Annotated in this window: 13 protein-coding genes; 3 read left to right on the forward strand and 10 right to left on the reverse strand. The window is 67.0% G+C overall.

Going from position 1 to position 16,256, the window contains the following annotated elements:
* Positions 1–138 precede the first annotated feature (138 nt).
* The 6 genes from HALO32_RS12460 to HALO32_RS12485 form a co-directional block, all read right to left on the reverse strand.
* Positions 139–1,038, reverse strand: coding sequence for a hydroxymethylglutaryl-CoA lyase (locus HALO32_RS12460; protein WP_151444194.1), 900 nt, complete (start codon positions 1,036–1,038; stop codon positions 139–141).
* A 434-nt stretch (positions 1,039–1,472) separates the two neighbouring features.
* Complete coding sequence (locus tag HALO32_RS12465) at positions 1,473–3,506, reverse strand: acetyl/propionyl/methylcrotonyl-CoA carboxylase subunit alpha (RefSeq protein ID WP_151444195.1); 2,034 nt, start codon at positions 3,504–3,506, stop codon at positions 1,473–1,475.
* A complete protein-coding gene (locus HALO32_RS12470; protein ID WP_151444196.1) occupies positions 3,503–4,333 on the reverse strand; it encodes an enoyl-CoA hydratase/isomerase family protein in 831 nt (276 codons plus the stop codon). Before HALO32_RS12470 ends, HALO32_RS12465 begins: the two co-directional genes overlap by 4 nt.
* 7 nt (positions 4,334–4,340) lie before the next feature.
* Entirely contained in the window at positions 4,341–5,948 is a 1,608-nt protein-coding gene (locus HALO32_RS12475; RefSeq protein WP_151444197.1) for a carboxyl transferase domain-containing protein, read from the reverse strand.
* Between the two features lie 240 nt (positions 5,949–6,188).
* The gene (locus tag HALO32_RS12480; protein ID WP_151444198.1) at positions 6,189–7,358 is read right to left on the reverse strand and encodes an isovaleryl-CoA dehydrogenase; all 1,170 of its coding nucleotides are present in this window, start codon (positions 7,356–7,358) and stop codon (positions 6,189–6,191) included.
* Between the two features lie 233 nt (positions 7,359–7,591).
* On the reverse strand, positions 7,592–8,533 hold the full coding sequence (locus HALO32_RS12485) for a sodium-dependent bicarbonate transport family permease (protein WP_151444199.1): 942 nt from the start codon (positions 8,531–8,533) through the stop codon (positions 7,592–7,594).
* A 123-nt stretch (positions 8,534–8,656) separates the two neighbouring features.
* Between HALO32_RS12485 and HALO32_RS12490 the strand changes: the two genes are divergently transcribed.
* Positions 8,657–9,616 carry a LysR family transcriptional regulator gene (locus tag HALO32_RS12490; RefSeq protein ID WP_151444200.1) on the forward strand — a complete coding sequence of 320 codons (960 nt, stop codon included), beginning with the start codon at positions 8,657–8,659 and terminating at the stop codon, positions 9,614–9,616.
* Positions 9,617–9,644: 28 nt separating this feature from the next.
* Here HALO32_RS12490 and HALO32_RS12495 read toward each other — a convergent pair whose 3' ends face one another.
* Genes HALO32_RS12495 through HALO32_RS12505 form a run of 3 tightly spaced genes read right to left on the reverse strand, consistent with a single transcriptional unit; the run spans position 9,645 to position 11,931 of the window.
* On the reverse strand, positions 9,645–10,460 hold the full coding sequence (locus tag HALO32_RS12495) for a substrate-binding domain-containing protein (RefSeq protein WP_151444201.1): 816 nt from the start codon (positions 10,458–10,460) through the stop codon (positions 9,645–9,647).
* Between the two features lie 44 nt (positions 10,461–10,504).
* On the reverse strand, positions 10,505–11,206 hold the full coding sequence (locus tag HALO32_RS12500) for an ATP-binding cassette domain-containing protein (protein WP_151444202.1): 702 nt from the start codon (positions 11,204–11,206) through the stop codon (positions 10,505–10,507).
* A 20-nt stretch (positions 11,207–11,226) separates the two neighbouring features.
* On the reverse strand, positions 11,227–11,931 hold the full coding sequence (locus HALO32_RS12505; protein WP_151444203.1) for an ABC transporter permease: 705 nt from the start codon (positions 11,929–11,931) through the stop codon (positions 11,227–11,229).
* Positions 11,932–12,009: 78 nt separating this feature from the next.
* On the opposite strand from HALO32_RS12505, the gene HALO32_RS12510 reads away from it, so the two are divergent.
* Positions 12,010–12,954, forward strand: a complete 945-nt coding sequence (locus tag HALO32_RS12510; protein ID WP_225809987.1) for a helix-turn-helix transcriptional regulator — start codon at positions 12,010–12,012, stop codon at positions 12,952–12,954.
* Positions 12,955–13,004: 50 nt separating this feature from the next.
* Here HALO32_RS12510 and HALO32_RS12515 read toward each other — a convergent pair whose 3' ends face one another.
* The gene (locus HALO32_RS12515) at positions 13,005–14,180 is read right to left on the reverse strand and encodes an RNA-guided endonuclease InsQ/TnpB family protein (protein WP_151444204.1); all 1,176 of its coding nucleotides are present in this window, start codon (positions 14,178–14,180) and stop codon (positions 13,005–13,007) included.
* Positions 14,181–15,350: 1,170 nt separating this feature from the next.
* On the opposite strand from HALO32_RS12515, the gene HALO32_RS12520 reads away from it, so the two are divergent.
* Positions 15,351–16,220: a class I SAM-dependent methyltransferase gene (locus HALO32_RS12520; RefSeq protein WP_151444205.1), complete on the forward strand. Its 870-nt coding sequence runs from the start codon at positions 15,351–15,353 to the stop codon at positions 16,218–16,220.
* Positions 16,221–16,256: the final 36 nt, after the last annotated feature.

The raw sequence follows: 16,256 nt of genomic DNA on the forward strand, positions 1-16,256 counted from the left end.
ACCGGCCTAACAATTCGCGTCACTCGGACGCACTAGAGTGCGCCGGTGCGCTCTGGCGTTAAATGAACATAACAAACGAAACCCAAAAGCCCCCGAGTCACTCACCTGGCCCGGGGGCTTTTCGTTTTGGCTCTGCTGTTACTTAGCGGAGAGCGCCACACCGACCTTGGAGCGGTTGGGCCGTTCGATGGCCTGGGTGATCCAGGTGCCGGTGGCGGCGAGGGCGTCGAGGTCGATGCCGGTTTCGATGCCGAGGCCGTCGAGCAGGTAGACCACGTCCTCGCTTGCCACGTTGCCTGAGGCGCCCTTGGCGTAGGGGCAGCCGCCGAGGCCCGCCACGGAGCTGTCGACCACGGCGATGCCTTCTTCCATCACCGCGTAGAGGTTGGCGAGTGCCTGGCCGTAGGTGTCGTGGAAGTGGGCGGCGAGTTGGGTCATAGGGATGTCGCGGCTCACGGCCTCGATCATGCGCTTGGCCTTGAGCGGGGTGCCGGTGCCGATGGTGTCACCGAGCGAGACTTCATAGCAGCCCATGTCATAGAGCGCCTTGGAGACCTCTGCCACCTTGGCCGGGGCGATCTCGCCCTCGTAGGGGCAGCCCAGCACGCAGGAGACGTAGCCGCGAACCAGCACGCCGGCCTGCTGCGCGCGCTCGAGCACCGGCTCGAAACGGGCCAGGGATTCGGCCACCGAGCAGTTGATGTTCTTCTGCGAGAAGGCCTCGGAGGCGGCGCCGAATACCGCGACTTCCTCGACGCCGCATTCCAGCGCGCCTTCCAGCCCCTTGAGGTTGGGGGTGAGGGCGGCATAGGTGACGCCCTCCTGCCGAGCGAGGTTCTTCATCACCTGCAGATGGTCGGCCATCTGCGGCACCCACTTGGGCGAGACGAAGCTGGCCGCCTCGATGTAGCTTATGCCCGCCGCGCCGAGGCGCTCGATCAGCTCGAGCTTGGTGGTGGTGCTGATCGGCTCGGGCTCGTTCTGCAGCCCGTCGCGCGGGCCGACCTCGACCAGGCGCACGTGTGTGGGGAATGCCATCGGTTGTCTCCCATCCTTATCGGCCTGACGGGGGCATGCCCCGGCCAGGATCTTGGCTATTTGAGCTCGGTGGCAGGCCCCTCCGGGTCAGACCCCGCCAAGCCGTGTGACTTGTTTCGGGGGTCGTCGCCGGTGGGGCTGGCCGCCGCCGGGGTCTGACCCACGGGGCTTCGACCCTCGGAGCAGGCCCCGGCCGAGACGTATGGCCCGTGATGGTGCCTGTCTCTGGCAGGGGAGGCCTGCGGCCTCCATTCGCGCTGCAAGCAGTGCTCCCACGAAGGGCAACCCCGTCATGCTGGGAGCAGCTCTCCCACGAAGGGCGGCCTCATTGTGCTGGGAGCGTTGCTCCAGAAGGGTAACCCCTTCGCGCTGCAAGCAGCGCTCCTACGAAAACCTGTGCTCCCACCAACCCTGCTGCTCCCACGAACACCCGATTATTCGTCCGGAGCGAACTCGAGCAGCACGTCGCCCTGGCCGACGGTATCACCGGCGTGGAAGTGGAAGCTGGCCACATGGCCGTCGGCGGGTGCGGTCATGGTGTGCTCCATCTTCATGGCTTCCATGACCATCAGCGGCATGCCCTTTTCCACCTTCTGGCCGGGCTCCACCAGCAGCGCCACCACGGTGCCGTGCATGGGGGCGGTGAGGGTGGACTCGGCCTCGTGGTGGCCGTGGTCGATGGCGTCGATGCGCCGCCAGAACAGGCGGGTCTCGCCGCGCGGGTCGACCATCACCACCACGTTGCCGTCGCGGCGGGCCTGCAGGCGGCGGCGGTGGCCGTCAAGAGTCATGGCCACGGCGTCGCCGGCCAGCGGGTCGAGGCGTGCGGTGAGCGTCTCGCCGCCGATGGTGAGGTGCCAGGGGCCGCTGTTGTCCTCGCGGGTGCCCTCGACCACCACCACGGCCTCGGAATCGTCGTCGTCCTGGGCGTGGGCCGGGTCGCAGAGGGAGATGCGAATGGTGCGCGGGGCGTTGACGCGGAAGCCGTCGTGGCGGTCCCAGGGCGAGTCGCTCTCGCACTCGCGGGAAAGCTGGTTGAGGCCCACCAGGGCGGCCCCGGCATACTCCTCGACGCTGTAGCGGCGCGGCGCGAACAGCGTCTCCTCGTGCTTCTCGATAAAGCGGGTATCAAGCTCCGCGTCACGGAAGGCGGGGTGGGTGGCCAGCCGCTGCAGGAAGGCGCGGTTGGTGACCACGCCCTGCACGTCGAGGGCGGCCAGCGCCCGGTTCAGGGTCGCCAGCGCCTGGGCGCGGTCGTTGCCGTGCACGATCAGCTTGGCGAGCATCGGGTCGTAGTGCATCGAGACGGCGTCACCAGTCTCCACGCCGCTGTCCAGGCGCACGCGCTCGGGGTCGAGGCCGGCGCCTTCCAGGTCCATGGCGAAGCGGGTCAGGGTGCCGGTGGCGGGCAGGAAGTCCTGTTCCGGGTCCTCAGCGTAGAGCCGCGCCTCGAAGCTGTGGCCGGTGATGGTCAGCTCCTCCTGGGTGAGGGGAAGCGCCTCGCCCATGGCCACGCGCAGCTGCCACTCGACCAGGTCCTGTCCGGTGATCATCTCGGTGACCGGGTGCTCCACCTGCAGGCGAGTGTTCATCTCCATGAAGAAGAACGAGCCGTCGATGTCCAGCAGGAACTCCACGGTACCGGCACCCACGTAGCCGATCTCCTTGGCGGCGCGCATCGCGGCTTCGCCCATCTCGCGGCGCAGCGCGGCGGTCATGCCCGGGGCCGGGGCCTCTTCCAGCACCTTCTGGTGGCGGCGCTGCACGGAGCAGTCGCGCTCGAAGAGGTAGACGCCATTGCCGAGGCTGTCGCAGAACACCTGCACCTCGACGTGGCGCGGCTGGGTCAGGTACTTCTCGATCAGCATGCGCTGGTCGCCGAAGGCGGCCTGGGACTCGCGGCGGCAACCGTCCAGCGCGGCCTGGAAGTTGGCGGCGGACTCCACCACGCGCATGCCCTTGCCGCCGCCGCCGGCACTGGCCTTGAGCAGCACCGGGTAGCCGATCTTGTCGGCCTCGGCCTTGAGCAGGGCATCGTCCTGGTCGTCGCCGTGGTAGCCCGGCACCAGCGGCACGCCGGCGTTGGCCATGCGCGCCTTGGCGGCGGACTTGTCGCCCATGGCGGCGATGGCCGAGGCGGGCGGGCCGACGAAGACGATGCCGGCCTGGTCGAGCGCCTCGACGAAGGCGCCGTTCTCGGAGAGGAAACCGTAGCCGGGGTGGATGGCGCCGGCGCCGCTGCGCTGGGCGGCCTCGACCACGGCCTCGACCTTGAGGTAGCTCTCGCGGGCCGCGGCCGGGCCGAGGCGGATGGCCTCGTCGGCCTCGCGCACGTGGCGGGCGTTGGCGTCGGCGTCGGAGTAGACGGCGACGGTGCGCAGGCCCATGGCACGCGCGGTGCGCATCACGCGGCAGGCAATCTCGCCGCGGTTGGCGACCAGCAGGGTGTCGAAGGTATTGAGGCTCATGAGCGTCGCTCCGTGGCGGTCGTGTCGCTATCGTTTATCCAGGCCGGGCGGCGCTTCTCGAAGAAGCTGGCCAGCCCTTCCTGGCCCTCGGCGCTGACGCGCAGCTCGCTGATTACCTGGCAGGTGTGCTCGCGGGTGGCCTTGCTGTCGGGCGCGCGGGCGACCTCGGCGAGCAGCGCCTTGGTCGCGCGCTGTGCCTGGGGCGAGCCGGCGAGCAGGGTGTCGAGCATGGCGGCCACGGCGTCGTCGAGCGTCTCGGGCTCGACCACTCGGTGGGCCAGGCCCAGCGCCAGGGCGGTGGGGGCGTCCATCACCTCCGCGGTCAGCGCGTAGCGGCGCGCCTGGCGTTCCCCCAGGGCACGCTGCACGTAGGGGCTGATCACCGCCGGCGAGAGGCCGATCTTCACCTCGGAGAGGCAGAACTTCGCCTTCTCGGAGGCGATCACGATGTCGCAGCAGGCGGCCAGGCCCACGGCGCCACCGAAGGCGGCCCCCTGCACACGGCACACGGTGGGGCAGGGCAGGGTGTCCAGGCCGTGCATCAGCGCGGCGAGCTTGCGCGAGTCGGCGATGTTGTCATCGACGTCGTACGCCACCATGCGCTTCATCCAGTTCAGGTCGGCACCGGCGGAGAAGCTCTTGCCCTCGGAGCCCAGCACCACGGCCCGCACTTCACCATGCCGTGCGGCATCGTGGAGACGCTCGAGGTGCACATTGAGCTCGGCGATCAGGCTGTCGTCGAAGGCGTTGTGAACGTCCGGGCGCTCCAGGGTCAGCCAGGCCACGCCGCGGTCGTCGATCGTCAGTCGTGAATAAGTCTGCGTCATCTCGACCTCACATCCGGAACACGCCGAAGCGGGTCTCTTCCACTTCGGCATTCATGGCGGCGGCCAGCGACAGGCCGAGGATCTCGCGGGTCTGCAGCGGGTCGATCACCCCGTCGTCCCACAGCCGGGCGCTGGCGTAGGTGGGATGGCCCTGGTGTTCGTACTGCTCACGGGTGGGCGCCTTGAAGGCCTCTTCTTCCTCCGGCGTCCATTCGCGGCCCTCACGCTCGATCTGCTCGCGCTTGACCTGGGAGAGCACGCCGGCGGCCTGCTCGCCGCCCATCACCGAGATGCGCGCATTCGGCCACATGAACAGCAGGTTGGGATCATAGGCGCGGCCGCACATGCCGTAGTTGCCGGCGCCGAAGCTGCCGCCGATCAGCACGGTGAACTTGGGCACCTTGGCACAGGCCACCGCGGTGACCAGCTTGGCGCCGTGCTTGGCGATGCCCTCGTGCTCGTACTTCGAGCCCACCATGAAACCGGTGATGTTCTGCAGGAAGATCAGCGGAATCTTGCGCTGCGCGCACAGCTCGATAAAGTGCGCGCCTTTCACGGCACTCTCCGAGAACAGCACGCCGTTGTTGGCGACGATGCCCACCGGGTAGCCCTGGATATGGGCGAAGCCGGTGACCAGGGTGTCGCCGTAGTAGCGCTTGAACTCGTCGAAATCGGAGTCGTCGACGATGCGCCCGATCACTTCGCGCACGTCGTAGGGCTTCTTGAGGTCGGTGCCGACGATACCGTAGAGCTCGCTGGGGTCGAGGCGCGGCGGCTTGGGCGCCTGCATCTTGAGCTGGCCGCGCTTCTGCCAGTTGAGGCGCGAGACGCAGGCGCGGGCCAGCTGCAGGGCGTGGGCATCGTTCTCGGCGTAGTGGTCGGCCACGCCGCTCTTCTTGGCGTGGACGTCGGCGCCGCCCAGGTCCTCGGCGCTGATGCTCTCGCCGGTGGCGGCCTTCACCAGCGGCGGGCCGCCCAGGAAGATGGTGCCCTGCTCCTTGACGATGATCGACTCGTCGGCCATGGCCGGCACGTAGGCGCCGCCCGCGGTGCAGGAGCCCATGACCACGGCGATCTGCGGGATGCCCTCGGCGGAGAGCGTGGCCTGGTTGTAGAAGATGCGGCCGAAGTGGTCGCGATCCGGGAAGACCTCGTCCTGGCGGGGCAGGAAGGCGCCGCCGGAGTCGACCAGGTAGAGGCACGGCAGGCGGTGCTTGCGGGCGATCTCCTGGGCGCGCAGGTGCTTCTTCACGGTCAGCGGGAAGTAGGTGCCGCCCTTGACCGTGGCGTCGTTGGCGACGATCACGCACTCGACCCCCGAGACGCGGCCGATGCCGGTGACCACGCCGGCGGCGGGCACCGCCGAATCGTAGACCTCATGGGCGGCCAGCGACGAGAACTCGAGGAAGGGCGAACCCTCGTCGATCAGGTGATCGATGCGGTCGCGCACGAACAGCTTGTCGCGGGACTCGTGGCGCTCGCGGGCCTTCTGGCCGCCGCCCTGGGCGATGGCCGCGGTCAGCTCGCGCAGCTTGCCGACCTCGTGGCGCATGGCGACGTCGTTGGCCTGGAAGACGTCGCTGCGTGAATTGATCTGGGTCTGGAGGATGCTCATCTTGGATCCCTTGGATGTCTTTACCGGTGCCTTGATGACGAATGCAGGAGCGGATCGCGTTAGCGAGCTTAATCAGGGGCGCCTGTCGGCGCCATTCGCGCAGCAAGCTGTGCTCCTACAGGACAGGCCCGGTGGCCTATCAGGCTGATTCTGGCTCATTGTAGGAGCGCTGCTTGCAGCGCGATAAGCTCCCGTTGCCATCGCCTTGCACGCAAGGCTCCTACAGCGAGAAGTCACCGATCATGCCGTTTCGTTAAAGATCTCGCGGCCGATCAGCATGCGGCGGATCTCGCTGGTGCCGGCGCCGATCTCGTAGAGCTTGGCGTCGCGCAGCAGGCGGCCGGTGGGGTACTCGTTGATGTAGCCGTTGCCACCGAGCAGCTGGATGGCGTCCAGCGCCACCTGGGTGGCCTTCTCCGCGCAGTAGAGGATCACGCCGGCGGCGTCCTTGCGGGAGGTCTGGCCGCGGTCGCAGCCGGCCGCCACGGCGTAGAGATAGGCGCGGCAGGCGTTCAGGGTGGTGTACATGTCGGCGATCTTGCCCTGCACCAGCTGGAACTCGCCGATCGACTGGTTGAACTGCTTGCGCTCGTGGACATAGGGCACCACGACATCCAGGGCTGCCTGCATGATGCCGATGGAGCCGGCGGCGAGCACGGTGCGCTCGTAATCCAGGCCGCTCATCAGCACGCGCACGCCCTTGCCCAGCTCGCCGAGAATGTTCTCTTCCGGCACGGCGCAGTCCTGGAACACCAGTTCGCAGGTGTTGGAGCCGCGCATGCCCAGCTTGTCGAGCTTCTGGGCGGTGGAGAAGCCGGGCATGTCCTTCTCGATGATGAAGGCGGTGATCCCCTTGGAGCCGGCCTCCGGGTCGGTCTTGGCGTAGACCACCAGGACATCGGCGTCGGGGCCGTTGGTGATCCACATCTTGTTGCCGTTGAGGATGTACTTGTCGCCATCCTTGCGCGCGCGCAGCTTCATGGAGACCACGTCGGAACCGGCGCCCGGCTCGGACATGGCCAGCGCGCCGATATGCTCGCCGCTGATCAGCTTGGGCAGGTACTTGGCCTTCTGCTCGGCACTGGCGTTGATCTTGAGCTGGTTGACGCAGAGGTTGGAGTGCGCGCCGTAGGAGAGACCCACGGAGGCGCTGGCCCGGGAGATCTCCTCCATGGCGATGCAGTGCGCCAGATAGCCCATGCCGCTACCGCCGTCCTCGTCCGACACGGTGATGCCGAGCAGCCCCATGTCGCCGAACTTCTGCCAGAGATCGTTGGGGAACTCGTTCTTTTCGTCGATCTCGGCGGCGCGCGGGGCGATCTCGTCGCGGGCGAAGGCATTGACATGATCGCGCAGCATGTTCAGTTCGTCATCGAGGCCGAAATCGAGGGGCTTGTAGGGCGTTTGCATGGCGGGCTCCCGTTCTTGTCAGGTGAGACGCCGATCGCTCGGGCGGTCGGCGCCACAGGCAAAGTGGTGCCATCAAGATGGCAGATGGCACAAGATTAGGCGAGGTTGACGTTAACGTAAAGTGCAGGTTCTTACCGCTACGACGAATGTCGAAAGCAGGGCGAGGGGTGATGAGTGAGGAGTGAGTGGCGAGGAGTGAGACCGGCCACTGCCTGGTGGCCGGTCTCGGGAGCTCAAGCCGTCAGCCAGGTGATCAGCTGGTGATAGAGCGGGATGCCGATGATCACGTTGAGCGGGAAGGTGAAGCCGAGCGAGGCCAGCATCGCCAGGCCGATGTTGGCCTGGGGGATCGCCGTGCGGATGGCGGCCGGCGCGGCGATGTAGGAGGCGCTGGCGGCAAGGGCGGTGAGAATCAGCAGGGAGCCCTGGGGCAGGCCCAGCGCCAGGCCGACGGTCAGACCGGCCATGGCCAGCAGCGGCGGGGCCACCAGGGCGAAGGTGAGCAGGCGCCAGTGGAACCAGGGAATCGGGCGCAGGGTCTCGGCGGCGGTAAGGCCCATCTGCAGCAGGAAGAGGGCGAGCACGGCATGGAAGGCACCGGTGAAGAGCTCGGTGACGTTGGCGCCCTCCTGGGGGCCATACATGGCGCCGATCACCGCGCCGCCGGCCAGCAGGATCACGCCGCGGTTGGTCAGGGTCTCGTGCCAGATCCCCTGCATCGCTTCGCCCGAGCTCTTGCCCGCATGGCGGCGGTAGAGGGCGATGGCGACCATGATCGCCGGCAGCTCCATCATCACCAGATAGAGGGTGACCTCGGCGCCGATGGGCAGCGCGCGGCTCTCGGCGAAGGCCAGCGCCACGGCAAAGGTGCCGGCGCTCACCGAGCCGTAATGGGCGGCAATGCTGGCGCTGTCGGCGGCGGAGAGGCGGGCGAGGCGGCGCAGCACCGGCATCAGGGCCAGCGGGATCAGCGCGCCGAGCGCCGCCACGGCGGCCAGTTCGGGCACCAGCGACCAGCCCAGGTTGCCGTAGAGCGCCATGCCGCCCTTGAGGCCGATGGTCAGCATCAGCAGCAGGCTCAGGGTGTCGTAGGCGGCCTTGGGAATGGTCAGGTCGGACTTCACCAGCCCGGCCAGCAGGCCGAGCAGGAAGAACATCACCACGATATCGGGCATCGGAGGGTCTCGGGTAGCGGAGGAAAACGCCACGCATTCTGCGAAGCTCGGGTCATTGATTCCAATAAACTCTTTGGCACTGCATCATGGATAATCATCTATGTAAGCCGGGGCACTGCCGCAATGAACATCCGACATCTGACCTTCCGCCTGCTGCAGGTCTATGTGGCGGTGGTGCATGCCGGCTCGGTCAGCGAGGCGGCGCGACGGCTTCACCTGACCCAGCCCACGGTCTCCCAGCAGCTGCGCCGCCTGGCCGAGACGGTGGGCGAGCCGCTGCTGGAGAGCCGCCAGGGGCGCCTGGTGCCTACCGAGGCGGGCGGCGAGCTCTATCGGGCGAGCCGCGAGGTGCTGGGGCGCTTCGACGACGTCGAAGACTACCTGGCCTCGCTGCGCGGCGGGGCACGGGGGCGCTGCTCCATCGCCCTGGTCAATACCGCCCAGTATGTGCTGCCGCGCCTGCTCGGCCCCTACAGCCGCGCCTTCCCCGAGGTGGACGTCACCCTGCATATCGGCAACCGTCGCCAGGTGCTGACCCGCTTCGAGCGCCAGGACGACGACCTCTACGTGTTCAGCCATCCCCCTTCGCTGGCCCATGCCCGGGCTGGCCGCTTCCTGCGCAACCCCCTGGTGGCCGTGGCGCCCCAGGGCCACCCCCTGGCGGGACGCGACCAAGTGGCGATGAGCGAGCTGCTGGGCGAGCGCTTCCTGCTGCGCGAACCCGGCTCGGCCACGCGGATGCTTTTCGAGAGCTGGCTGCAGGAGCAGGGGCTGACCCTGGGGCCGACGCTACAGATGGCCAGCAACGAGGCGATCCGGGTCGGCGTGGCTTCGGGAATGGGGCTCGCCGTGCTCTCCGAGCACGTGCTGCCGCCGGAGCATCCGGACCTGGTGATCCTGCCGGTGGCGGGTCTGCCCCTCGAGAGCCATTGGCAGTTCATCGTGCGCCGCGACCGGCGGCTGCCCCATGCGGCGCTGGGGCTGCTGCGCTTTGCCGAGGGACACCTGGACGAGTGCGTCGAGTCGCGCTTTCTTTGCAACGAACTGGCGGGCCTGCTGGCGGGGCTGGGGTCAGACCCTTAAGTATCCTGAAGGGTCTGACCCTACAGGGTCATTCGGCGGCGCTGGGGAAGAACAGCGGCTGGCCCTTTACCTCGAAGTCGGCGATGGCGGCCTGGCCTTGCTCGGAGAGCAGCCACTCATGCCACTGTTCGGCGAGGTCGTGCTTGAGGTGGGGATGTCGCTCGGGAGCGATCAGCACGCTGCCGTACGGGTTGAACAGCGCCTCGTCGCCCTCGAACAGCAGTTCCAGGTCCTGGCGGTTGTCGAAAGCGACCCAGGTGGCGCGGTCGGCCATCACGTAGGCGTTCATGCCGGCGGCGGTGTTCAAGGTCGGGCCCATGCCGCTGCCCAGTTCCCGGTACCACTCGCCACCCGGTTCGACGCCCGCGGCCTGCCAGAGGCGCCTTTCGGCGCGGTTAGTGCCGCTGTCGTCGCCGCGTGAGGCGAAGGGCGCCGCGGCCTCGGCAATGCGCGTGAAGGCCTGCTCCACGGTGTCGGCCTCGCTGATGCCTGCCGGATCCTCGCCGGGGCCGATGAGCACGAAGTCGTTGGCCATCACATCGGCGCGCTCGCTGCCGTAACCCTCCTCGACGAAGCGCTTTTCGCCGGCGGTGTCGTGCACCAGCAGGCTGTCGGCGTCGCCCCGGCGGGCGATCTCGAAGGCCTGGCCGGTACCCACGGCGACCACCCGGACCTCGATGCCGGTCTTCTCGGTGAAGGGGGGGATGATGGCGTCGAAGAGGCCCGAGGCCTCGGTGGAGGTGGTCGAGGCCAGGATGATGTAGGGCGCCTCGTCCCGGGCCGAGACGCCCAGCGAGAGCCCCGCCAGGCCGATGGCGACGAGGGTGAGTCCTGCCTTCTTCATGATGTTCTTCCCTCCTTCGGGAGTGGCGCAGGGGGCGCGAGCGGTCACCAGACCAGCTCGCCGCGGATAAAGGCTCTGGCTTCCGGGGTCTGCGGATCGCTGAAGAAACGCTCGGCCGGGCTGTGCTCGACCAGTCGGCCGCCGAAGAGCAGCACGATGTCGTCGGCCAGGCGTCGAGCCTGCTGGAGGTCGTGGGTGGTCATCAGAATGCGCGTGCCGCGCCGATGGAAATCGCCCACGGCGGACTCCACCGCCTGGATGGCGGCCGGGTCGAGGGCGGCGGTGGGCTCGTCGAGAAACAACACCTCGGGATCAACCAGCCAGGCCCGGGCCAGGGCCAGACGCTGCTGCTCGCCCCCCGAGAGCACCCGGGCCGGGCGCTTTTCGAGGGTCGCCAGGCCGAAGCGCTCCAGCGCCTCGCGTGCCAGGGGCTTGCGCCGACGATAGGGCGTGCCGTTGATCGCCAGGACATAGGTGAGGTTGGCCAGCGCCGAGCGCTTGAGCAGCACCGGGCGCTGGAAGACCATCGCCTGGCGGGGCGGGCGGCCCTCCCAACTCACGCGGCCGCTGGAAGGGGCCAGCAGGCCGTGGGCCAGGCGCATCAGCAGGCTCTTGCCGGCACCGTTGGGGCCCATCACCAGGGTGCGCTGGCAGCCGGCGAGGCGCAGGTCCAGGGGATGCAGCAGGGTCTGGCCGCGATGCGTGAAGCCGACGCCCTCCAGGGCGAGCGAGGGTATGGCTGCCATGGGTAGCCGCCGCATGTCGTTCATCCCAGCCGCCTCTGTGCCGTCTCGCCCACCAGGTGGGCGGCGGCGTTGACCAGAGCGACCAGCACGAGCAGGACCATGCCCAGCCCTAGCGCCAGGGGCAGGTTGCCCTTGCTGGTTTCCAGCACGATGGCGGTGGTCATCACCCGGGTGACGCCGTCGATGTTGCCACCGACGATCATCACCGCCCCGACCTCGGCGCTGGCCCGGCCGAAGCCGGCCAGCATCACGGTCGTCAGCCCCAGGCGGGCGTCCCACAGCAGGGTGGGGATGCGCCGCGGGCGCGAGACGCCCAGCGAGGTGAGCTGTTCGCGGTACTCGCCGTGTAGCTCCTCGACCTGCTGGCGGGTCAGGGCGGCGATGATCGGCAGCACCAGGATCACCTGGGCGATCACCATGGCGCCGGGGGTAAAGAGCAGGCCGAACTCGCCCAGGGGCCCGGCCCGGGAGAGCAGCAGGTAGACCGCCAGCCCGGCCACTACCGGCGGCAGCCCCATCAGGGCATTGAGCATCACGATGACCGCCCCGCGGCCGGGAAAGCGCCACAGGGCTAGCGCCGCACCGAGCGGCAGGGCGATCAGCGCGGCGATCAGCACCGCGGAGAGCGAAACCTGCAGCGACAGCGCCACGATTCCGATCAGATCGGGATCGCCCCCCAGGATCAGGGCCAGGGCGGTCTGGAAGGCGTTGGCATCGTCGGGCATCGGGCTCTCCTGCGCTCTCCCTGCATCTTGTGCGTTAAATCGCCAAGGCGCATCCAACGCAGGAATTCATGCAGTACCATGCAGGATAACGACATCATTGCCGCCAAGGGGGCCTGCATGCGGGAAACCGACCGGGGGAGTGCGTCCCGCACCTACCTGACCACCGCCGAGGTGGCCGATTACCTGCGCCTCAAGGAGCGCAAGGTCTATGACCTGGTGCGCCAGGGAGCGATGCCCTGCGTGCGCGTGACCGGCAAGCTGCTCTTTCCGCGCCAGAGCATCGATCTGTGGTTGATGAACCACCTGGAGGGCGACCGGGCCAGTAGCCGGCCGGTGCCCGTGGTGCTGGCGGGCAGCCAGGACCCGCTGCTGGAGTGGGCGGTGCGCGAGAGCGGGGCGGGACTGGCGCTGCTCTGCCACGGCAGCGGTGACGGGGTGCGGCGCCTGCTGGCCGGCGAGGTGATGGTGGCGGGCATGCACCTGCTGGACGCCCGGAGCGGAAGCTACAACCGGCCCGAGACCCTGGGGCTCGGCGGCATGCGCGACCTGGTCATGGTGCGCTGGGCGAGGCGTCGCCAGGGGCTGCTGCTGGCGCCGGACAATCCCCTGGGCATCAACGGCCTCGAGGACCTGGTTAGGGACACAGTGCGCGTGGCTCACCGACAACCGGATGCCGGAGCCCAGCGTTTGCTGACCTGGCTATTGGCCCGGGCGGGGATCGATACCGGCCGGCTGCACTTTACCCCGCATCCGTCGCTCAACGAGGATGATCTGGCGCTGTCGATCCGCCAGGGCGAGGCGGATGCGGGGCTAGGCGTCGAGGCGGCGGCGCGCCGTCAGGGACTGGCTTTCGTGGGGTTGCATGAGGAGGCTTTCGAACTGGCCCTCCGGCGGCGCAGCTACTTCGAGCCGCCGATCCAGCGGCTGCTGGCCTTCGCCCGTGAGACGCGCTTTGCCGAGCGCGCCGAGGCGCTGGGCGGCTATGACATCAGCGAGCTGGAGCGGGTGGTCTATAACGCGTGACTGCTCCCCGCCCTAAGCGCTGACGCGCCACGGGCGAGGCTTCCCACTTCTCAGGCAGCAGCCGGCGACATGCCGGACTTACGCAAGCCTCCATGGGCAGTGACGGACAGCCCTTCCGCCTTCAACTTCACTATGCCTTGATGCTTGATGTTCAGCGCCGCGTTGATGTCCCGGTCGTGCTGTGTGTGGCAGGCGGGGCACTCCCACGACCGGAGACTCAACGGCATGGCGTGCATCTTGTGCTGGCAGACATGGCAGGTCTGGGAGCTGGCAAACCACGGGTCGATCTTGACCAGATGTTTGCCCTGCTCCTTGGCCTTGTAGTCCAGTTTGGCCGTCAAGGCATGCCATGACGCATCGCCGATGTGCTTGGCGAGCCTGGCGTTCTTCATCATGTTCTTGACCTTCAGCGTCTCGACGATCACCGCTTGGTTGTCGTCAACAATCTGTCGAGAGAGCTTGTGCTGGAAGTCATTGCGGGCATTGGCCACCCGCTCGTGCGCCTTGGCGACGAGCAGCCGTGCCCTAGCTCGATGGGCGCTGCCCTTCTTCGTGCGGGCCAGCGCCTGCTGTTTGCGCTTGAGGTTCTTCTGCGCCTGCTTGAGGAAGCGCGGATTGGCGATCTTGCGGCCGGTGGAGTCAATGGCCAGATGCGACAACCCCATGTCGAGGCCGACGACACCGGCAGCGTCTACATCCTTCAGCAGTGCCGGGGCGACCTGTTCTGTTTCGTAGAGCAGCGAGGCGTAGTGCTTCCCGGTGACCGTCCGGGTCAGGGTGATGCTTTTCAGCCTGCCCTCAACCTTGCGATGCACCTTGGCCTTGATCGGCCCGAGCTTGGGCACCTTGATCCAGCTATCGCCAGCATTGACGCCGACGCAGTGGTAGCTGGATTGCTTGCCCCGCTTGCTCTTGAAGCGCGGGTAGCCCGTCTTTTGATGGGGGTCGAAGAAGCGCTGGAAGGCTTGGTCGAGATTGATGCACGACTGCTGGAGAGCCATGGAATCCGCTTCTTTCAGCCAGCCATACTGGCGGGACTTCTTGGCCACCGGCAGCAGTTTTTTGATGTCGTGTTTTGCACTCAACGAGTGGCCGTGGCGCTTGTAGCGATGGGACATGATGCGAAGGCCGGTGTTGTAGCAGAAACGCACCGCGCCGAACTGGCGGTTCAGAAACGCCACCTGCTCGGTCGTGGGGTAGATGCGTATCTTCGTGGCATTCAACATAACGAAGCACATAGCATGGATGTATGTACAGCGTATGTCGTCTTATCCTGTCGGGCAACCCCAGCAGCGCTACCGCGCTGCCCGCTTACCTCCCCGCCCGAGTGGGCGAGGGTTCACGCGGATTTTGCTGAGCGTTCCCGTTATGGCGTCGAGACGGCTCGATGTCTGTTCGCCCGTGCGCCGGCAAGACAGCGTACTCGGTTACCGGAACGCTGCGGGTTCCCCTCGGGGCAACAGGAAGCCGCCACGGCTCGATGGCGAGCCGTGGCGGTGAGGGGACTGCTGCTTATCCACCATGGTCCTTGTCCGGGGAGCGCTTGATATACAGCGCTGGGTGTCAGCGCCACCAGGGATCGGGGGATGTGTTTGTCGCCGCCGGTACCGCTCTTGCTCCCGTTGTGCGCGTTCCTACCTTTTGTTGCATTGTTGTCGGTACCACGGTGGATGTCTTCGCCTTTTCGTGAAGGCGTTTCGTACGCTCTTCCAGATACACCGAATCTGCTGCCATAACGGGAGAGATGGACAGCAGTGCGATGATCAGGGCCGAACTGCATGCCATGAGTTTCATGGTCATTGCCTCGTTGAGGTATCTAGGCGGTAACGGTCATCGGTATCCGATCCTGGGTGCCGAGTGACGCCCGATACCGAGGTGGATCCTACGGCGCCACGCCTTGCCGGTAGGCACCGTGCCGTCGGCCTGGTGGATCTCGAGAGGGCAAGGAAAGCGTCCCTGCAGGACACGCGGGTTCATCAGGAGCACTCGTTCATGGCCTGTGTGCAGGGTCTTGTGATCGCCGTCAGGGAGGTCTGGCTTGGGCTGCTTAATTATAGCCTGCGGCGCGTAAGCTGAATGGTTTCGATGTGAGATTTTTTTTCACTTATGGGCTTCACGAGTGGCCTCTTGATGTACAAAAAGCTCTGCTTTGTCGCTAGCGGAAATGAGCCCAATCCGCCTGGTATAAGGTAATCGCGTACTGAAATACTGGCTGTTCATCAGATTCGACAGACCCTGGCCCGTTCATGGGCCTGAATCATGATAGGAGCCGCAGAAAGGGAGACCAGCTGCTAGAACTGATAGGTAGACGGCGGATCGTGTCAGCGTGATGCCCCGTCGACGTGCTGCGGTGCGAGACGCCGCGACTCCCATGGCTTCCATCCCGGAGGTACGCCATGCAACAGACCACGCAAACCACCAGCGAATACGTCGAATTCTGGAACGACACCCTGGCCGACAAGTTCGATCGCTTCCAGGACATCCTGATGAACGGTCTGAGCTACCACAGCCGGATTCCGCTCACGCGACTCGATATCGAACCCGGTAGCCGGATCCTCGATGTCGGCTGCGGCTGGGGCGATACCGCCATCGAGCTGGCGCGCCGCACCGGTCCTCGGGGCGAGGTCCTGGGCCTGGACTGCGTCGCACAGTTCCTGGAGGACGCCCAGCGCCGCGCCGCGGAGGCGGACGTCGACAACGTGCGCTTCATTGCCGCCGATGTCGAGCGCTACCCCTTCGAGCCTGAGTTCGACCTCTGCTTCTCGCGCTTCGGCATGATGTTCTTCGAACATCCGGTAGTGGCCATGCGCAACGTCCACAAGGCCCTTAAGCCGGGCGGTGAGCTGATGTTCATCGTCTGGCGCGATATCGAGGACAACCCCTGGCTGGGGCTGCCCAAACAGGTAGTGCTGGACTTCCTGCCACCGCCCGGCGAGGACGCCCGCACCTGTGGCCCGGGGCCCTTCTCCATGGCCAATCCCGAGGTGGTCACCCAGCAGCTGGAGATCGCCGGTTTCGAGAACATCGCCTTCGAACGCAACGACGGGCCGGTCGAGGTGGGCGACTCGGTGGAGAACGCCATGCGCTTCCAGCTCGCCCTGGGGCCGGCCGGGGAGGTGTTCCGCGAGGCCGGCGAGGAGGCCGAGCGGCAGCGCCCGCAGATCGAGGAGGCGCTGCGCCAAGCCCTGGCCCCCTTCGAGCAGGACGGCAAGATCGTCATGGGCTCAAGCTCCTGGACCATCACCGCGCGCAAGCCGGAAGGTTGAGCCCGCGCCGCCCTTCGCGCACGTGCAGGCGCGAGG

Source organism: Halomonas lysinitropha, assembly GCF_902500215.1.
GTDB classification, from domain to species: Bacteria; Pseudomonadota; Gammaproteobacteria; order Pseudomonadales; family Halomonadaceae; genus Halomonas; species Halomonas lysinitropha.